The organism is Nitrobacter sp. Nb-311A (assembly GCF_000152905.1).
Lineage (GTDB): Bacteria > Pseudomonadota > Alphaproteobacteria > Rhizobiales > Xanthobacteraceae > Nitrobacter.
In genome coordinates this window covers 313,056-329,281 of record NZ_CH672417.1, presented here as the reverse complement: position 1 = coordinate 329,281, position 16,226 = coordinate 313,056, and the positions used below count along the sequence as shown (strand labels likewise).

Annotated in this window: 17 protein-coding genes and 1 other RNA gene; 16 read left to right on the top strand and 2 right to left on the bottom strand. The window is 63.1% G+C overall.

All coding sequences use genetic code 11. From position 1 onward, the window contains the following. Positions 1-22: 22 nt before the first annotated feature. Both gap and tkt read right to left on the bottom strand, forming a co-directional pair. The gene (gene gap, locus NB311A_RS12835; protein ID WP_009799007.1) at positions 23-1,030 is read right to left on the bottom strand and encodes a type I glyceraldehyde-3-phosphate dehydrogenase; all 1,008 of its coding nucleotides are present in this window, start codon (positions 1,028-1,030) and stop codon (positions 23-25) included. A 319-nt stretch (positions 1,031-1,349) separates the two neighbouring features. Continuing rightward, entirely contained in the window at positions 1,350-3,335 is a 1,986-nt protein-coding gene (gene tkt, locus NB311A_RS12830) for a transketolase (RefSeq protein WP_009799006.1), read from the bottom strand. Positions 3,336-3,617: 282 nt separating this feature from the next. Between tkt and NB311A_RS12825 the strand changes: the two genes are divergently transcribed. The 16 genes from NB311A_RS12825 (at position 3,618) to NB311A_RS12750 (ending at position 16,212) form a co-directional block, all read left to right on the top strand. Beyond that, a complete protein-coding gene (locus tag NB311A_RS12825) occupies positions 3,618-3,950 on the top strand; it encodes a DUF4164 domain-containing protein (RefSeq protein ID WP_009799005.1) in 333 nt (110 codons plus the stop codon). After that, on the top strand, positions 3,947-4,330 hold the full coding sequence (locus NB311A_RS12820) for a cell division protein ZapA (RefSeq protein WP_009799004.1): 384 nt from the start codon (positions 3,947-3,949) through the stop codon (positions 4,328-4,330). The genes NB311A_RS12825 and NB311A_RS12820 overlap by 4 nt, the downstream gene beginning before the upstream one ends. A gap of 123 nt (positions 4,331-4,453) precedes the next feature. Further along, positions 4,454-4,613: non-coding RNA, 6S RNA (gene ssrS / locus NB311A_RS20615), on the top strand. A 215-nt stretch (positions 4,614-4,828) separates the two neighbouring features. Then, a complete protein-coding gene (locus tag NB311A_RS12815) occupies positions 4,829-5,416 on the top strand; it encodes a 5-formyltetrahydrofolate cyclo-ligase (protein WP_040675214.1) in 588 nt (195 codons plus the stop codon). Positions 5,417-5,418: 2 nt separating this feature from the next. Then, entirely contained in the window at positions 5,419-6,240 is an 822-nt protein-coding gene (locus NB311A_RS12810; protein ID WP_009799002.1) for a TIGR00282 family metallophosphoesterase, read from the top strand. Positions 6,241-6,413: 173 nt separating this feature from the next. Continuing rightward, positions 6,414-7,160 (top strand): YebC/PmpR family DNA-binding transcriptional regulator, encoded by a 747-nt coding sequence (locus tag NB311A_RS12805; protein WP_009799001.1) that lies wholly within the window; start codon positions 6,414-6,416, stop codon positions 7,158-7,160. Then, positions 7,157-7,612 (top strand): NUDIX hydrolase, encoded by a 456-nt coding sequence (locus NB311A_RS12800; RefSeq protein WP_245256994.1) that lies wholly within the window; start codon positions 7,157-7,159, stop codon positions 7,610-7,612. The genes NB311A_RS12805 and NB311A_RS12800 overlap by 4 nt, the downstream gene beginning before the upstream one ends. A gap of 285 nt (positions 7,613-7,897) precedes the next feature. Further along, a complete protein-coding gene (gene mgtE, locus NB311A_RS12795) occupies positions 7,898-9,268 on the top strand; it encodes a magnesium transporter (protein ID WP_009798999.1) in 1,371 nt (456 codons plus the stop codon). Positions 9,269-9,461: 193 nt separating this feature from the next. Further along, positions 9,462-9,980 (top strand): crossover junction endodeoxyribonuclease RuvC, encoded by a 519-nt coding sequence (gene ruvC, locus NB311A_RS12790; RefSeq protein ID WP_040675060.1) that lies wholly within the window; start codon positions 9,462-9,464, stop codon positions 9,978-9,980. 223 nt (positions 9,981-10,203) lie between these two features. Then, entirely contained in the window at positions 10,204-10,821 is a 618-nt protein-coding gene (gene ruvA, locus NB311A_RS12785) for a Holliday junction branch migration protein RuvA (RefSeq protein WP_009798997.1), read from the top strand. Between the two features lie 193 nt (positions 10,822-11,014). Then, on the top strand, positions 11,015-12,064 hold the full coding sequence (gene ruvB / locus NB311A_RS12780; protein WP_009798996.1) for a Holliday junction branch migration DNA helicase RuvB: 1,050 nt from the start codon (positions 11,015-11,017) through the stop codon (positions 12,062-12,064). A gap of 326 nt (positions 12,065-12,390) precedes the next feature. After that, positions 12,391-12,852 carry a tol-pal system-associated acyl-CoA thioesterase gene (ybgC, locus tag NB311A_RS12775; RefSeq protein ID WP_040675211.1) on the top strand — a complete coding sequence of 154 codons (462 nt, stop codon included), beginning with the start codon at positions 12,391-12,393 and terminating at the stop codon, positions 12,850-12,852. 223 nt (positions 12,853-13,075) lie between these two features. Continuing rightward, on the top strand, positions 13,076-13,549 hold the full coding sequence (locus NB311A_RS12770) for a VOC family protein (RefSeq protein WP_040675209.1): 474 nt from the start codon (positions 13,076-13,078) through the stop codon (positions 13,547-13,549). 190 nt (positions 13,550-13,739) lie between these two features. After that, positions 13,740-14,108, top strand: a complete 369-nt coding sequence (locus tag NB311A_RS12765; protein ID WP_009798993.1) for a YciI family protein — start codon at positions 13,740-13,742, stop codon at positions 14,106-14,108. Next, positions 14,105-15,379 (top strand): RNA polymerase sigma factor, encoded by a 1,275-nt coding sequence (locus NB311A_RS12760; protein ID WP_009798992.1) that lies wholly within the window; start codon positions 14,105-14,107, stop codon positions 15,377-15,379. The genes NB311A_RS12765 and NB311A_RS12760 overlap by 4 nt, the downstream gene beginning before the upstream one ends. Before the next feature lie 416 nt (positions 15,380-15,795). Beyond that, positions 15,796-16,212 (top strand): YciI family protein, encoded by a 417-nt coding sequence (locus NB311A_RS12750; RefSeq protein WP_009798989.1) that lies wholly within the window; start codon positions 15,796-15,798, stop codon positions 16,210-16,212. Positions 16,213-16,226: the final 14 nt, after the last annotated feature.

Here is a 16,226-nt window from a genome sequence, read left to right as displayed (position 1 = left end):
GCGATGCGCCGGATCCATGGTCTCAGATCAGCTTCGCCATCGCCACGGCGGTGTCAGTCATGCGGTTGGAGAAGCCCCATTCGTTATCGTACCACGACAGCACGCGCACCAGCGTGCCGTTCTGCACTTTGGTCTGGTCGATGTGGAGCGTCGAGGAGTGCGAATCGTGGTTGAAGTCGCTCGAGACATTGGGCTGGTCCGTGGTGCCGAGGATGCCCTTCAGCTCCTGAGATGCCGCCCGCTTCATCGCCTCGTTAATCTCCTTGGCGGTGGTCTCCTTCTTGGCGACCACCTTGAGATCGACGACCGAGACGTTCGGCGTCGGCACGCGGATGGCAACGCCGTCAAGCTTGCCCTTCAGTTCCGGCAACACCAATCCGATCGCTCTCGCGGCGCCGGTCGAGGTCGGGACCATCGAGAGAGCCGCGGCGCGGCCGCGATAAAGATCCTTGTGCATGGTGTCGAGCGTCGGCTGGTCGCCAGTATAGGCGTGGATCGTGGTCATAAATCCGGTTTCGATCCCGACCAGATCGTTGAGGACCTTCGCCACCGGAGCGAGACAGTTGGTGGTGCAGGATCCGTTCGAAACCACCAGATGGTCCTTCGACAGCTTGTCGTGGTTGACGCCATAGACCACGGTCATGTCGGCGCCTTCGGCCGGGGCCGATACCAGCACACGCTTGGCGCCGGCAGTGAGATGCGCGGAGGCTTTTTCTTTCGCGGTGAACAGGCCCGTGCACTCCATCGCGATGTCGATGCCGAGTTCCTTCCAGGGCAGTTTCGACGGATCGCGCTCGGCGGTCACCTTGGTTCTGTTCTTGCCGATCACGATGCTGTCGCTTTCGACCTTCACTTCGAAGGGGAAGCGGCCGTGCACCGAGTCGAAGCGCAACAGATGCGCGTTGGTTTCCACCGGGCCGAGATCGTTGATGGCGACGATCTCGATCTCGTCGCGGCCGGCCTCGTAAACGGCGCGCAAAACATTGCGGCCGATGCGGCCAAACCCGTTGATTGCGACCCGGACTGCCATATCTTCATTCTCCTTCAAATGAGTGACGTGTCTGCGCGCACCGCAGTTTCCGCGCGCAGCGTCAACGCCTTTTCGCCTGGTTCTGCCAGGCCGCGACCATTGGTAATGTCTAGCGGTCCGATTTTAGCATTCGAATGCCCGTTTCAGCGGGCATCTTTGCCGAATGTTGAAATCACAGGGACCACTAGCAAATGTAAGTTGCCAGTGGAATTCTGATATTGCCATTCGCATCAGGAGCCCATGATCGACCGAGCAGCGAATGCCAAATCCGTTCCACGGTTTTAGCTAGCGCCTTTTTGATTTTGAGGCAATCTCAACCTCAGCCAAGGCGTGTCTCCACTGCCTTGACCACGGCTTCGGCGGTAATGCCGAAATGCTTGTAGAGGTCCTTGGCAGGAGCGCTGTGGCCGAAGCTGTGCATGCCGACGAAAAGACCGTCCGCTCCGATGACAGCATCCCACCCGAAGCGCACGGCTGCTTCCACGGCAATCTTGAAGGGCGCCTTGCCGATGATGGCCTGGCGGCGGTCTTCAGGCTGCTCGAGCAACAGCTCCAGCGAGGGCACCGAAACCACCCGCGACGCGATGCCGCGCTGGGACAGTTGCTGCTGCGCGGCGACGGCGATCTCGACTTCGGATCCGGTCGCGAAAATCGACACCTTCGCCTCGCCATTGGCCGCGACCAGTTCATAGGCGCCGTGCGCGCAGCGATTGTCCGCATGCGCGGTCTTGCGCACCGGCGTGAGGTTCTGCCGCGACAGCGCCAGAACGGTCGGTCCCTTCGGACGCTCCAGAGCGAGCTGCCAGCATTCGGCGGTCTCGACCGCGTCGGCGGGGCGGAACACGCGCATGTTCGGCATTGCGCGCAAGCTTGCCAGATGTTCGACCGGCTGATGGGTGGGGCCATCCTCGCCGAGCCCGATCGAGTCGTGGGTCATGATGTAGATTGTGGGAATATGCGCCAGCGCCGAAACACGCATCGCCGGCCGGGCATAGTCGGTGAAGCACATGAATGTGCCGCCAGCCGGCGCATATCCGCCATGCAGTGCGATGCCGTTCATGGCGGCGGCCATGCCGAGTTCGCGGATGCCGTAGTGGATGTAGCGGCCGTCATAATGGCCGGGCTCCACTTCTTTAAGACCCTTGGTGCGGGTGTTGTTGGATGGCGTGAGATCGGCAGAGCCGAGCAGCAGTTCCGGCACCGCAGGCACCAGTACCTCGAGCGCCAGTTCGCTGGCTTTGCGGGTGGCGACCGTCGGCGGCTCGGCGACCAGCTTGTCCTTGAGCTTGCGGATCACCTCGTCGAGATTTTGAGGCGGCTTGCGGTCGATGGCGCGGCGCTTGAATTCGCCTCGCTCCGCCTCCGGCTTCGCCTCGAAGCGCGCGCGCCATTCCTTGTTGTGCCGCTTGCCCTTGCGTCCGGCGCTCCGCCAGGCCTTGAGGACATCGTCGGGAATTTCGAAGGGACCGTAATCCCAGCCAAGGGCTTTCTTCGCGCCTGCGAGCTCTTCCGCGCCGAGCGCTTCGCCGTGCGCCTTTGATGTGCCAGCCCTTGTGGGCGCGCCGAAACCGATGATGGTCTTGCAGGCGATCAGCGACGGTTTGTCGGACTTCTGCGCCCGGCGGATTGCGGCGGCGATCGCCTTCTGATCGTGCCCGTCGATGCGCCTTGCGTCCCAGCCGCACGCCTTGAAACGCGCCACCTGATCAACGCCGTCGGCCAGCGAGATCGGTCCGTCAATGGTGATGCCGTTGTCATCGTAAAGGAAAATCAGCTTGTTGAGCTTGAGGTGGCCGGCCAGCGCGATCGCCTCATGGCTGATGCCCTCCATCAGATCGCCGTCGGAGCACAGCACATAGGTATAGTGATCGACGACGTCGCTGCCGAACTCCGCAGCCAGCAGGCGCTCCGCCAGCGCGAAGCCGACCGAGGTGGCGACACCCTGGCCGAGCGGGCCGGTGGTGGTTTCGACGCCCTCGGTAATGAAGTTCTCGGGATGACCCGGCGTCTTGGAGTTGAGCTGCCGGAAATTCTTGAGCTGGTCGAGCGTCATCTCCTTGTAGCCGGTCAGGTACAAGAGCGCATAGAGCAGCATCGAACCGTGGCCGGCGGAGAGAATGAAGCGGTCGCGGTCCGGCCAGTGCGGATCGGCGGCGTCGTATTTCAGAAACTTGGTGAACAGCACCGTGGCGATGTCGGCCGTGCCCATGGGCAGGCCAGGATGGCCCGATTTTGCTTTTTCTACACCATCCATCGCGAGCGCGCGGATTGCGTTTGCCATACGGGAGGAATCGACGGTCGGCATGGGAGATATCCGGTCCTGATAGGGAGGAGGGCTGACGGTTTGCATGGGAATCCGATGGTGTCCAAGGGGGTAAAAACTGGCTTGCCGGGGGGAATAGCACCTGCGTCGGCGGAGTCCAAGGGCGGGAGGGCCTCCTGACCGGGAGAATGTTTTGCGGTGCATAGTTTTGCGGCGGCGTTGCGCTGGCCTCGCCCGCCACGTAAATTTCAGTCTCTAAGGGCTTGCCGAGCCGCAGCTTTGTAGTTTGGCCCGCAGTCGGCCCAAAGGCGCGCAGGGACGAACATGAACGACCGACCGGCCAATCGTTCCGCCAGTTCTGAACCGGCCAATAGTGGCGGAACCGATATCGACGCTGCGACCCGGCGGCTGACGGCCGCGCTCGACGCACTGGAAAGAGCGGTGGAAAGACGGCGCGACGCGGACCGCAATGAGGACGAGCTGGCGAGCCGCATTCAGGCTCTGGGTGCGGATCGTTCGCGCCTTGCGGATGAACTCGACGGATCGCTGGTGCGCACCCGCAAGCTCGAGCGGACCAATCGCGAGATCGCCGAAAAGCTCGACGCGGCGATCGGCACCATCAAGTCCGTGCTCGAGGCGGCGGGAGAGAAGCCATGAGCCACGTCAACGTGACCATCAACAGCCGCCAATACCGGATGGCCTGCGAGGATGGGCAGGAAGACCGGCTGCTGAAGCTGGCAGGCGATCTGGAAGGCCGCATCGGCCAATTGCGCGGCAAATTCGGCGAGATCGGCGACCAGCGGCTCGAGGTCATGGCGGCGCTGGTGACTTCCGACGAACTGATGGATGCGCAGCAGCGCATCCGCGCGCTGGAGGAAGAGCTCAAAGCCCTGCGCGATGTGCGCGCTGCGGCGGCCGAGCGCGCACGTGCGACCCAGACAGCGGTTGTCGCCGCGCTGAACATGGCGGCCCACCGCATCGAGAAGACAACGCAGGTGTTGAACCGCACCGTCGGCGGCGGCATCGCCATCGGGTGATCCTCTCAAGGGAAGACGATCCTCGGGCAGCGATGACGTTCCGCATCCTCTCCTTCAGGAGAGGGTAAAATGGGACGCCGTCCTCCACTGGCGCCGCACAGCCGTCTCCACTACATTGTCCCTGCGAGGCTGCGACGCGCGTCAGGAGCCACAATCCCCGGGGCCTTATCGATCCTTAAGGGAACTGTCCCTGGCCGGGTCCGTGGACCCGGACATATGGTGCCCACCTACTTTCGTAGGGAACTCCGGGATCGAGCGCTCCAACGGCGATTGCGGCTTCGCGCTTTCCTTCATACTCCCATGCCTCCACTCCCATGCCTCGGAGGATTGGCTTCCGAAGTGCGGCTCGTTTGGACCCTGCCGGAGTTGTCCGCTTTCGAGGATGACGGTTGCGGACCAGAGCCGTTCTTCTTTATTCTTCTGATCTCCGTCACTTTGTTTGATGCTTTCGTCGGGCGAATCGACCCCTCGGCTTCGAAAGAAGCTATAAGCACCCGCATGTCGATTTCTTCTGACGCTGCATCCAAGGAAGAACTGCGCGCCGCGGCGTTAGCGCGGCGCGATGCCTTGAGCGTGGAGCAACGCGCCGCTGCGGCGGTCGCGATCGCGGCGCGGATGCCGCCGCTTGTTACGACGTCGTCAACGGTCATTGCAGGCTATGCGCCCATCCGCAACGAGATCGATCCCGCGCCACTGATGCAAAAGTTTGCCGCGCGGGGCGCGGTGCTCGCGATGCCGGCCATCTCACGACCTGACGCCGCGCTGGTTTTCCGCATGTGGAAGCCGGGCGAGGCGCTGGTGCGCGGAGCCTTGGGGACTTACGAGCCCCCCGCCGATATTGCCGAGGTCGTTCCGGACATCGTGCTGGTGCCGCTGGCGGCGTTCGACCCCGCCGGCCATCGCATCGGCTACGGCGCCGGCTATTACGACCGCACGCTAGAGGCGCTGCGGCAGCATAAGGCCATTGTCGCGATAGGCCTCGCTTTTTCGGTGCAGGAGATACCGCGGGTGCCGGCATTGTCCCACGATGTCCGGCTTGATTATGTGCTAACCGAAGCCAGCGTATTCGGGTTCGGGAGCGAATAGAGGTGCGAATCCTTTTCATCGGCGATGTCGTCGGCAGGGCCGGGCGTGCCGCGGTCGGCGACCATCTTCCCGCGCTTATCACCACGTGGAAACTCGATCTCGTCGTCGTCAACGGCGAGAACGCCGCGGGCGGCTTTGGCATCACCGAGGCGATCTACCAGGAATTGCTCGACGCCGGCGCCGATGCAATCACGCTCGGCAATCACGCCTGGAATCAGAAAGAGGCGCTGGTGTTCATCGAACGCGCGCCGCGGCTCGTTCGTCCGCTGAATTTTCCGCCCGGTACGCCGGGGCGGGGCGCGGCGCTGATCGACGCCAAGGACGGCCGCCGCGCGCTTGTCATCAATGCGATGGCGCGCATCTTCATGGAACCCCTCAACGACCCTTTCCACGCCATCGAACACGAACTCGACGCCTGCCGTCTCCGCGAGGCGGCGGATGCGATTATCATTGATTTTCACGGCGAAGCGACCAGCGAAAAGCAAAGCATGGGTTACTTCTGCGACGGCCGCGTCAGTCTCGTGGTCGGGACGCACACCCATGTGCCGACGGCGGATCATCGGATTTTGTCCGGCGGCACGGCCTATATGAGCGATGCCGGCATGACCGGCGATTATGACTCCGTGATCGGAATGCAGAAGGAAGAGCCGCTGCGCCGCTTCACCACGGGCATTCCGAGCAGTCGGTTTGAGCCGGCCGCGGGCGCTGCCACATTGAGCGGCGTCGCGGTCGAGACCGACGACGCGACGGGGCTGGCCCTCAAGATCGCGCCGGTGCGCATAGGCGGACGGCTTGAACGGGCGGAGCCTTCATTCTGGATGTGATGGCGTTCTGGACGTGATCGCGCTTCAAGGATTCGAGACGCGGTTGCGCTGGACGTTGCCGGGGCGGTCTTTGATTCCGCGCGATCCCGTCTTATAACGCCGCGCCGCTTCCACCTTTTTGCAGAGGCCGCCGGGCGCCGCCGGGCCTGCGGAATTTTGAGAGAGACCTGCCGATGGCCGGACATTCCCAGTTCAAGAACATTATGCACCGCAAGGGCAGGCAGGATGCCCAGAAGTCCAAGTTGTTCAGCAAGCTGGCGCGCGAAATCACGGTTGCCGCCAAACTGGGGACGCCGGATCCGGCGATGAACCCGCGGTTGCGCGCGGCCGTGATCGCGGCACGGGCGGAAAACATGCCCAAGGACAATATCGAGCGCGCGATCAAGAAGGCCAGCGGCAACGACGCCGAGAACTACGACGAATTGCGCTATGAGGGCTATGGTCCGGGCGGCGTGGCGGTCATCATGGAAGTGCTGACCGACAACCGCAACCGCGCCGCCTCCGACATCCGCTCGTATTTCACCAAATCCGGCGGCAATCTCGGTGAAACCGGCTCGGTGTCGTTCATGTTCGACCGGCTCGGGGTGATCGAATACGACCCGGACAAGGGGTCCGCCGACGACATGCTGGAAGCGGCGATCGAAGCGGGCGCCGATGACGTCGTGTCCGGCGAGGGCGGCCACGAAATCTATGCCTCGCAGGAAAGCTTCCGTGACGTCGCCAAGGCGCTCGAAGACAAGTTTGGCGAGGCGCGCAAGGTGGCCTTGATCTGGAAGCCGCAGAATACGCTCGCCGTCGACGACAACACTGGCGAAAAGTTGCTCAAGTTGATTGATCAACTCAACGAGCATGACGACGTCCAGAACGTCTATGCCAATTTCGAAGTGTCCGACGCGCTGATGGCGAAGCTGGGTGTGTGAGCGTGGTATCGCACGGCTCCCTACGTCTGCGCCCTGCGGCGCGGCTACTATTGCTCGACCTCAAAGAACGCCTGCTGCTGTTTCGTTTTGTCCATAAGGACCGCGCCTTTTGGGCGACCCCGGGCGGGGGTGTCGACGACGGCGAAACCTTTGAACAGGCGGCGATCAGGGAGTTGTGGGAGGAGACCGGCCTGCGTGTCGCTTGCGTCGGACCGGAAATCGCGCAGCGCCAATTCGTTCTCGAGCTTATCGGCGGCGAGCGTGTACTGGCCGACGAGCGGTTTTTTCTGGTGAGAACCGACTTTCATGTTGTTTCCAGCACGGCGTGGACCTCGCTTGAACGCGAGGTGATGGTGGAGCATCGTTGGTGGTCGCGCGCCGAACTCGCGAGGCCCACCGAGCGGGTCTTCCCGGAAGATATTGTGGACATGCTTGCGGCGGCGGCTCCTTGAGAGGCGCGCCCCTTGCGTACGCCTTGCCGTCGCGCGGGGTACATCGAACCGAACCTGAACGAGCGCTTTTTCCTTGACGCCGTCGGGCTGAAGGATCATGTCAGCCGCAGCGGGATGTCGCGGCCCCGGTCGCGCGTCCATCACGGGAACACCATACAAATGCCAAGCGACAGTCCGGGTACCTTGCCAGGTACCTCGCCACATACTTCGCCGACAGCGGCGCCGGTCTGAGAGCTTGATGAGCTCGCCGGGCCTGCCGTTGCCGGCAGACCACGAAGGTGAGCTATGACGGATACCCACACCGCCACAACGGACGGCGATCTCGATGTGTACGCGCTGGCCTCGCGCCTGAGCGGCGGCCATGTCGCCGATAACGTTGAAATTCTCAACCAGCTCGAACCGCAGGACGCCGCGGCGGTTCTGGTGCTGCTGCCGGTCGATATTTCGATCGAGATTCTCGACAAGCCGGAGCTGAATTTCGGCCCCGAGATCGTTGAGGCGCTGCCGCGGCAGACGGCGACCATCCTGTTGGCCGGTATGTCGGCCGACATGGCCGCCGATATCGTCCAGCAACTCGAGGAGCCGGCCCGATCCGAGCTGATGCAGGGTCTCGACGAGCCGACGCGTACGACCATCGAGGGTCTGCTTGCCTATCCGGAAAACACCGCGGGCGCCATGATGACAACCGAATTCGTCACCGTGCCTGCGACCTGGACCGTTGAGCGTACGCTCCAGCACATCCGCCAGGTCGAGCGCACCCGCGAGACGGTCTATGCCATTTACGTGCTGGACGCCTTCACCCGCCGCCTGATCGGCGCGGTGTCGCTGCGGCGGCTGATCTCCGGCGAGCCGTCAGCCCAAATCGCCGATCTGGCGCGTTCTCCGATCACCACCACGCCGCTGGCGGACCGCGAAGACGTGGCGCGGCTGATCTCGCGCCACGACATGCTGGCAGTGCCTGTGGTGGACAAGGTCGGGCATGTCCTTGGCATCGTCACGGTCGACGACATCATCGACGCCATCATCGAGGAAAACACCGAGGACGCTCAGAAATTCGGCGGCATGGCCGCGACCGACGAACCCTATCTCCAGATCAGGCTCCCGGACATGATCCGCAAGCGTGGCGGCTGGCTTTGCGTGCTGTTCCTCGGCGAGTTGCTGACCGCCAGCGCGATGCAGCGATTCGAGGGAGAGCTGGAAAAGGCCATCGTGCTGACGCTGTTCATCCCGCTGATCATGAGTTCGGGCGGCAATTCCGGTTCGCAGGCGACCTCGCTGCTGATCCGTGCGCTGGCGCTACGCGAGGTCAGGCTGGGCGACTGGTGGCGCGTGGCCGTGCGCGAACTGCCGACGGGGCTGATCCTCGGCGCCATGCTCGGTCTGATCGGGCTGGTCCGTGTGGCGGCCTGGCAGAAGCTTGGCATCTACGATTATGGCGAGCATTGGATGCTGGTCGGCCTGACCGTCGCTGCCGCGCTGATCGGCGTTGTCGTCTTCGGCTCGGTGGCCGGCTCGATGCTGCCGTTCATCCTGCAACGGGCGGGTTTCGATCCCGCAAGTGCCTCCGCGCCGCTGGTGGCGACGCTGGTCGATGTCACCGGGCTGATGATCTACTTCAGCGTGGCGCTGCTGATCTTGAGCGGGACGTTATTGTAGCTCCGAAATCTTCTTTCCGTTTTCCGTCATCCCCGGCCCTATATCGGGCATCCACGTCTTACCGAAATTGAGGCAAAGCAAGACGTGGGGTGGCCGGTGGAATCCGGCCATGACGACCGAGTTGCTTCCAGCGCGGGACAACCGGGCCGCTTGCCGGGGCGGACGGGAAGAGGCGGTTGCGGTAACATGGGTCATGACCTCCTCACCGATTCGCATTTTGGGCATCGATCCGGGGCTCCGCCGCACCGGCTGGGGCGTGCTTGACACCGAAGGCAACCGGTTGGTCTTTGTCGGCTGCGGTTCGGTCGAGACGCGCGAGCACATGGAGCTGGCGAGCCGGCTCTTGGCGATTCATGCCGGACTCGGCGCGGTGCTCGACCGATTCCGTCCCGCTGAGGCTGCAATCGAGCAGACCTTCGTCAACAAGGACGGCGTGGCCACGCTGAAGCTCGGGCAGGCGCGTGGCGTCGCGATGCTGGCTCCGGCGATGTTCGGCATCGCGGTGGCCGAGTATGCGCCCAATCAGGTGAAGAAGACCGTGGTCGGCGCGGGCCATGCCGACAAAATCCAGATCCAGGCGATGCTGAAAATCCTGCTGCCGAAAGCTGATCCGAAAAGCGCCGACGCCGCCGACGCGCTCGCCATTGCCATCACTCACGCGCACCATCGAAAGAGCGCGGCGATCGCGGCGCGGATAAAGGCGGCGGGATGAGCGTAGTTGGACTGATGAATCTCCGCGAAGCCGACCTGCTCTCTCTCCCCAACAGATCGCGCTTGCGCGATCTGAACCATGGATGGCGCATATCGGGCAGGCCCGACATGCGCTGGGGGAGAGGTGGAGAGGGTATGCCTCATCATCAGCATGTGTGGTTTGCCTCCCTCCCTGACCCTCCCCCACAAGGGGGGAGGGAATAGAAACGGAGCGGGATACGCCCATGATCGGCAAGCTCAAGGGTATCATCGATTCCTATGGCGAGGATTACGTGATCCTCGATGTCGGCGGCGTTGGCTATCAGGTGCATTGCGCCTCGCGCACGCTGCAGGCGCTGCCGTCGCCGGGCGAGGCGGCGGTGCTGTCGATCGAGACCTATGTGCGCGAAGACCAGATCAAGCTGTTCGGCTTCCGCACCGATCACGAGCGCGAATGGTTTCGTCTGTTGCAGTCGGTGCAGGGCGTCGGTGCGCGGGTGGCCTTGGCGGTGCTCGGCACCTTGTCCCCCGCGGATCTCGCGAGCGCCGTCGCTTTGCGCGACAAGGCGTCGGTGGCGCGTACGCCGGGCGTCGGACCGAAGGTGGCCGAACGCATCGTCACCGAGCTGAAGGATAAGGCGCCGTCCTTCGCCAACGTCGATCCAGCGGTGGTCCATCTCGTCGGCGCCGTCGATGACCGGCGCGCACCGGGTCCGGTGACGGACGCGATCTCGGCGCTGGTCAATCTCGGTTACGGTCAGCCGCAGGCGACCGCGGCGATCGCGGCCGCCGCGCGCGGCGCTGGCGAAAACGCGGAGACCGCGCAACTGATCCGGCTCGGCCTGAAGGAGCTGGCGAAGTGAGTTTGTCCACCACGGATCGTTTCTTTCTATCTTTCTCCCCTTGTGGGAGAGGGTGCCCGAGTGAAACGAGGGCGGGTGAGGGCGCTTGCGCAGGTCGGTATTCCCCCTCACCCGGCGTGAACGTGCTGCGCTCGTTCTCGCCACCCTCTCCCACAAGGGGAGAAGGAAGAACGACATCACTTCAGGCTTGCAGATGACAACGCCCTCCCGCATCGTTACGCCCGAGCGCCGCGCCGACGATGTCGGCGACACCGCGCTGCGGCCGCAAAAGCTGTCCGAATTTGTGGGCCAGCGCCAGGCGCGCGCCAACCTGCAGATCTTCATCGACGCCGCGCGCAAACGCAAAGAGGCGCTCGATCACGTGCTGTTCGTCGGCCCGCCGGGACTTGGAAAGACCACGCTGGCGCAGATCGTCGCGCGCGAGCTCGGCGTCGGCTTTCGCGCCACTTCCGGCCCGGTGATCGCCAAGGCCGGCGACCTCGCGGCGCTGCTGACCAACCTCGAAGAGCGCGACGTGCTGTTCATCGATGAAATCCATCGCCTTTCGCCAGCGGTGGAGGAGGTGCTGTATCCGGCGATGGAGGATTTCCAGCTCGACCTCATCATTGGCGAGGGGCCGGCGGCGCGCTCGGTGAAGATCGAGCTGGCGAAGTTCACGCTGGTCGGCGCCACCACGCGCGCCGGCCTTCTCACCAATCCGCTGCGCGATCGCTTCGGGATTCCGGTGCGGCTGAACTTCTATACCGAGGATGAACTGGAGAAGATCGTCAGCCGTGGCGCGCGGGTGCTTGGCGTCGGCATGACGGCGGACGGCGCGAACGAGATCGCCCGCCGCGCCCGCGGTACGCCGCGCATCGCTGGACGGCTGCTGCGGCGGGTGCGCGATTTCGCTTCAGCCGCCGACGCGGCGTCGATCGATCGCAAGATCGCAGACCATGCGCTCGGCGCGCTCGAAGTCGATGCCGCTGGTCTCGATGCGATGGACCGTCGCTATCTCACCACCATCGCGTTGAACTACGGTGGCGGCCCGGTGGGCGTGGAGACCATGGCGGCTGCGCTCTCAGAGCCGCGCGACGCCATCGAGGACATTATCGAACCCTATCTGATCCAGTGCGGTTATCTGCAACGCACCCCGCGCGGTCGGTTGCTGACCTCGCATGCCTTCCGTCATCTCGGCCTCGCCGAACCGACGCGCGATCCGGCGCAATTCGGTTTGTTCGATCCTGACAATCAAGATGATTGAGAGAGACAGAAAGGGAATGATAACTGTTTTTGATGGCGAAGCAGGCAGAAAAGATGTCGACTACTTCGAGTGGTGTGCCGAACATCCCCATGGCTTTGTGCTTAACTCGCGTCGCAACGTCGATGCCAATTATCTTGTGTTGCACAGAGCTACATGTCGGTGTGTTACTTCCCATGAGGCGTCCGATGGCGGCTACACTGAACGCAGCTACGTAAAGATTTGTTCAGACGAAATTCAGTCGATACTCGTGTGGATTCGTTCCAATGGCGCAGAATGCGTCTCTGCTCAATGCTCGCATTGTGGTCCAAATCCAACTCGAATCGGAAATGACGAAAGATCAAGATAGCGCTGTGCTCGACGGATACATTGCCGACGGCCGGCATTACATGCGTATTCGCGTGTACTACGAGGACACGGATTTTACGGGCCTCGTCTATCACGCCAACTATCTGCGCTTCATGGAGCGCGGGCGCAGCAACTATCTGCGGTTGCTCGGTGCCGACCAGCGCGCGCTGTTCGCGGAGGCCGAGAGCGAAGCGCCGGGCTTCGCTTTCGTGGTGCGTTCGATGCAGCTCGATTTCCTGAAGCCCGCCCACATGGACGACGTGCTCGACATCGTGACGCGGCCGCTGGAAGTCCGGGGCGCCTCGATCACCTTGCATCAGGAGGTGCGGCGTGGCGACCTGCTGCTGCTGGACGCGAGGGTGAAGGTGGCGTTCATATCCGAAGGGCGGGCGAAGCCGATACCGAAGCCGCTTCGGGCTGTGATGAAGGCCGATCAAGTCTGATTGCCGGAATCGGACCCCTGCGCCTGGCGGTCACGATGATTTGCATTCCCCGACAATGGCGCGGTGTCGCCGGACCCAGGCGGAAAATGCGTTATGCAGAAAATTGTTATGTGTTGTCGGATCGCGGCCGACCCGTTCGTTCTTGGGACCTGTCCGGGCGGAACCCGCCCTCTGCTCGCGGGTTGCCTCGCATCAACCGGGGCAGGCAATGATGGAGCCGACGATGCCCAAGATTACTCCATTCCTTTGGTTCGATACGCAGGCCGAGGAGGCCGCGAAGTTTTACGTTTCGGTGTTCAATAACTCGAAGATCCTCGAAACCACGTATTACGGCGAGGGCAGTTCAAAGCCCGCCGGAACGGTGCTGACCGTGGAGTTCGAACTCGACGGCACCCGTTTCCTGGCGTTGAACGGCGGACCGCATTTTCAGTTCAGCGAAGCGACCTCGTTCAGTATCGACTGTAAGTCGCAGGACGAGATCGACTACTACTGGGACAAGCTCACCGCGGGCGGTGGCGGTCCGCTCAAGGGGGGATGGCTCAAGGACAGGTTTGGCGTATCCTGGCAGGTGGTGCCCGACATGATGCCGCGCCTGTTGCAGGACCCGGATCGCGCCAAGGCCAGCCGCGCCATGAAGGCAATGCTGAAGATGAAGAAGATCGTCATCGCCGACATCGAGGCGGCGGCGAACGGGTAGCGGCTTGCTCAAACCGGACGCTTATCCCGAAAGGCGCGTGGCGTAGAGCCCATCGTGGCGTCGGCTTTGCAATGGCGGACGCCGTGCGCTTGCTGTCGCCTAAAAACTCCCACGGAAATTCTGTTGGGTCATTTGTCGGCTGTCGGCATACTGGTTCGTCCTGAGGGGGAAGGAAGAAGGACCATTGCGCATGCTCTACGCCATCCTTTGCTACCATAACGAAGACGTCGTTGGTTCCTGGAGCAAGGAGCAGGACGCCGCCGTCATGCGGAAGCTTGCCGTGGTGCAGGACAAGCTGAAGAAGCAGGGCCGGCTCGGACCGGTGGCGCGGCTGCTGCCGACCACCGCGGCGACCACCTTGCGCAAGGAAAACCCGCCATTGATCGTCGATGGTCCATTCGCTGAAACCAAGGAGCAGTTGCTCGGGTTCTACCTGATCGACTGTAAGAACCTGGAGGAGGCGTTGGAAACGGCGCAGGAACTCGGCGAGGCCAATCCGGGCGGCTCCTATGAAATCCGTCCAGTCGGCGTGTTCAATTCCGGCGAAGCCCTGACATGACCGACGTCGCCTGGATCGATGCGGCTCTGACGGCGGCGCGTCCCCAGGCGCTCGGTGCGCTTCTACGCTACTTCCGCGATCTCGACACAGCCGAGGAGGCCTATCAGAACGCCTGCTTGCGCGCCTTGAGAAACTGGCCGGAGAACGGGCCACCGCGCGATCCGGCGGCATGGCTGATCATGGTCGGGCGCAACGCCGCGCTTGACGAGGTGCGGCGGCGCGGCAAGCAACAGGAATTACCGGACGATGATGTGATCTCCGACCTTGGCGACGCCGAGAACGAAATCGCCGAGCGGCTCGACAATTCGCACTACCGCGACGATATTCTGCGTTTGCTGTTCATCTGCTGCCATCCTGATCTGCCGGCGACGCAGCAGATCGCGCTGGCGCTGCGCATCGTCTCGGGTCTGACCGTGAGGCAGATCGCGCGTGCGTTTCTCGTCAGCGAAGCCGCGATGGAGCAGCGCATCACCCGCGCCAAGGCGGCGGTGGCGAAGGCAGGCGTCGCGTTCGAGACGCCCGGCGCGGTCGAGCGCAGCAAGCGGCTCGGCGTCGTTGCCGCCATGATCTACCTCGTCTTTAACGAAGGTTATTCGGCGAACGGCGGCACCTCGCAGGCTCGCGCGCCGTTATGCGAGGAGGCGATCCGGTTGGCGCGGCTGCTGCTTCGGCTGTTTCAGAACGAGCCGGAGATCATGGGGCTTACGGCGCTATTGCTGCTGCAGCACGCGCGCGCGGCTGCAAGATTCGACTCTGACGGCGCGATTATCCTGCTGGACGATCAGGATCGCAGGCTTTGGAACCGGACGATGATCACGGAAGGCGCAGCGCTGATCGACAAGGCGATGCGCCATCGACGCCCGGGCCCCTATCAGGTGCAGGCCGCGATCGCGGCGCTTCATGCGAGCGCGCCGAAACCGGAGGAGACCGACTGGCGCCAGATCGACCTCCTGTACGCGACGCTGGAGCGCTTGCAGCCGTCGCCGGTGGTGACGCTCAATCGCAGCGTGGCCCTCTCCAAAGTGGAGGGGCCGGAAGCGGCTTTGGCGCTGATCTCGCCGCTGGAGCAGCGGCTCTCCGGGTATTTCCATTTTTTCGGCGTCAAAGGCGCATTGCTGATGCAGTTGGGCCACAATGAGGAGGCGCGCATTGCATTCGACTGTGCCATCGCGCTCGCCAATTCCTCGGCGGAGGCGGCGCATATCCGCGCGCATCTTGATCGATTGGTGAAAGATGGTGCCGCCAGACGGCCGCAGAGCTATCTCACATAGAAGACGCAGGCGGCGATAATCAGCAGCGCAGTCACCGCCGTGACATGCGCGATCATATCTGCGAGCGTACCGGAAGCCGTCCGCTTCGTGGCATCGGTCATGATGTCCTCCCCCATCTGGCTTTTCACCATTGTGGTTCGGGCATGTGTGGTTCGGGCATGACTCGTCGCGGCTTGCGCGCGAGCCAAATGGAATCGATGTTTTACGCGGAACGCCCCTTCAAATTGCTGCGCCCGTATTTGTGTCCCCACGGCCGAAGCAATGATGCGAGCGTGATCAAGCAATGCGGCAAGAATTTGTTGTGAGGGATTTGCGCTCGCGATGAAAAATGTTGCCGGACATGTCGGAGAGGCCGCTGTCCGCCCGTCTTCATTGCTGGGCCGGCGTGAACCGGTTCGGATCAACGGAGAATCGCGATGCGTTTCATGGTGATGGTGAAGGCGACGAAGGAAAGCGAAGCGGGCGAGATGCCGAGCGAGGCGGTGCTGGCCGCGATGGGCCGATTTAACGAGGAGATGGTGAAGGCGGGCGTCATGCTCGCCGGCGAGGGTCTGCATCCAAGCGCGAAGGGTGCGCGAATCCGTTTCTCCAGCAAAAGCGTCGATGTCATCGATGGTCCTTTCGCGGCCGCCGATGAACTGGTCGCCGGCTACTGGTTGATCGAAACCGCCTCGCGCGACGAAGCCATCGCATGGATGAAGCGCGCGCCGTTCGCGCCCGGCGACGAACTCGAACTGCGTCAGGTTTTCGAGGCCGAGGATTTCGGCGAGGCATTCACGCCGGAACTGCGCGAGCAGGAAGAACGGCTGCGCGCAGAGGTCGCGCGCCGGTAGGCTCCGCCGCCACG

Excerpts from the sequence above, each read along its gene's own strand:
- mgtE (WP_009798999.1), top strand. The coding sequence starts at position 7,898 with ATGACGGATACCCACACCGCCACAACGGACGGCGATCTCGATGTGTAC.
- tkt (WP_009799006.1), bottom strand. The coding sequence starts at position 3,335 with ATGCCGACCGTCGATTCCTCCCGTATGGCAAACGCAATCCGCGCGCTC.
- NB311A_RS12760 (WP_009798992.1), top strand. The coding sequence starts at position 14,105 with ATGACCGACGTCGCCTGGATCGATGCGGCTCTGACGGCGGCGCGTCCC.
- NB311A_RS12820 (WP_009799004.1), top strand. The coding sequence starts at position 3,947 with ATGAGCCACGTCAACGTGACCATCAACAGCCGCCAATACCGGATGGCC.
- NB311A_RS12805 (WP_009799001.1), top strand. The coding sequence starts at position 6,414 with ATGGCCGGACATTCCCAGTTCAAGAACATTATGCACCGCAAGGGCAGG.
- NB311A_RS12750 (WP_009798989.1), top strand. The coding sequence starts at position 15,796 with ATGCGTTTCATGGTGATGGTGAAGGCGACGAAGGAAAGCGAAGCGGGC.
- ruvB (WP_009798996.1), top strand. The coding sequence starts at position 11,015 with ATGACAACGCCCTCCCGCATCGTTACGCCCGAGCGCCGCGCCGACGAT.
- ruvA (WP_009798997.1), top strand. The coding sequence starts at position 10,204 with ATGATCGGCAAGCTCAAGGGTATCATCGATTCCTATGGCGAGGATTAC.
- NB311A_RS12815 (WP_040675214.1), top strand. The coding sequence starts at position 4,829 with ATGTCGATTTCTTCTGACGCTGCATCCAAGGAAGAACTGCGCGCCGCG.
- gap (WP_009799007.1), bottom strand. The coding sequence starts at position 1,030 with ATGGCAGTCCGGGTCGCAATCAACGGGTTTGGCCGCATCGGCCGCAAT.
- NB311A_RS12765 (WP_009798993.1), top strand. The coding sequence starts at position 13,740 with ATGCTCTACGCCATCCTTTGCTACCATAACGAAGACGTCGTTGGTTCC.
- ruvC (WP_040675060.1), top strand. The coding sequence starts at position 9,462 with ATGACCTCCTCACCGATTCGCATTTTGGGCATCGATCCGGGGCTCCGC.
- NB311A_RS12770 (WP_040675209.1), top strand. The coding sequence starts at position 13,076 with ATGCCCAAGATTACTCCATTCCTTTGGTTCGATACGCAGGCCGAGGAG.
- ybgC (WP_040675211.1), top strand. The coding sequence starts at position 12,391 with ATGACGAAAGATCAAGATAGCGCTGTGCTCGACGGATACATTGCCGAC.
- NB311A_RS12825 (WP_009799005.1), top strand. The coding sequence starts at position 3,618 with ATGAACGACCGACCGGCCAATCGTTCCGCCAGTTCTGAACCGGCCAAT.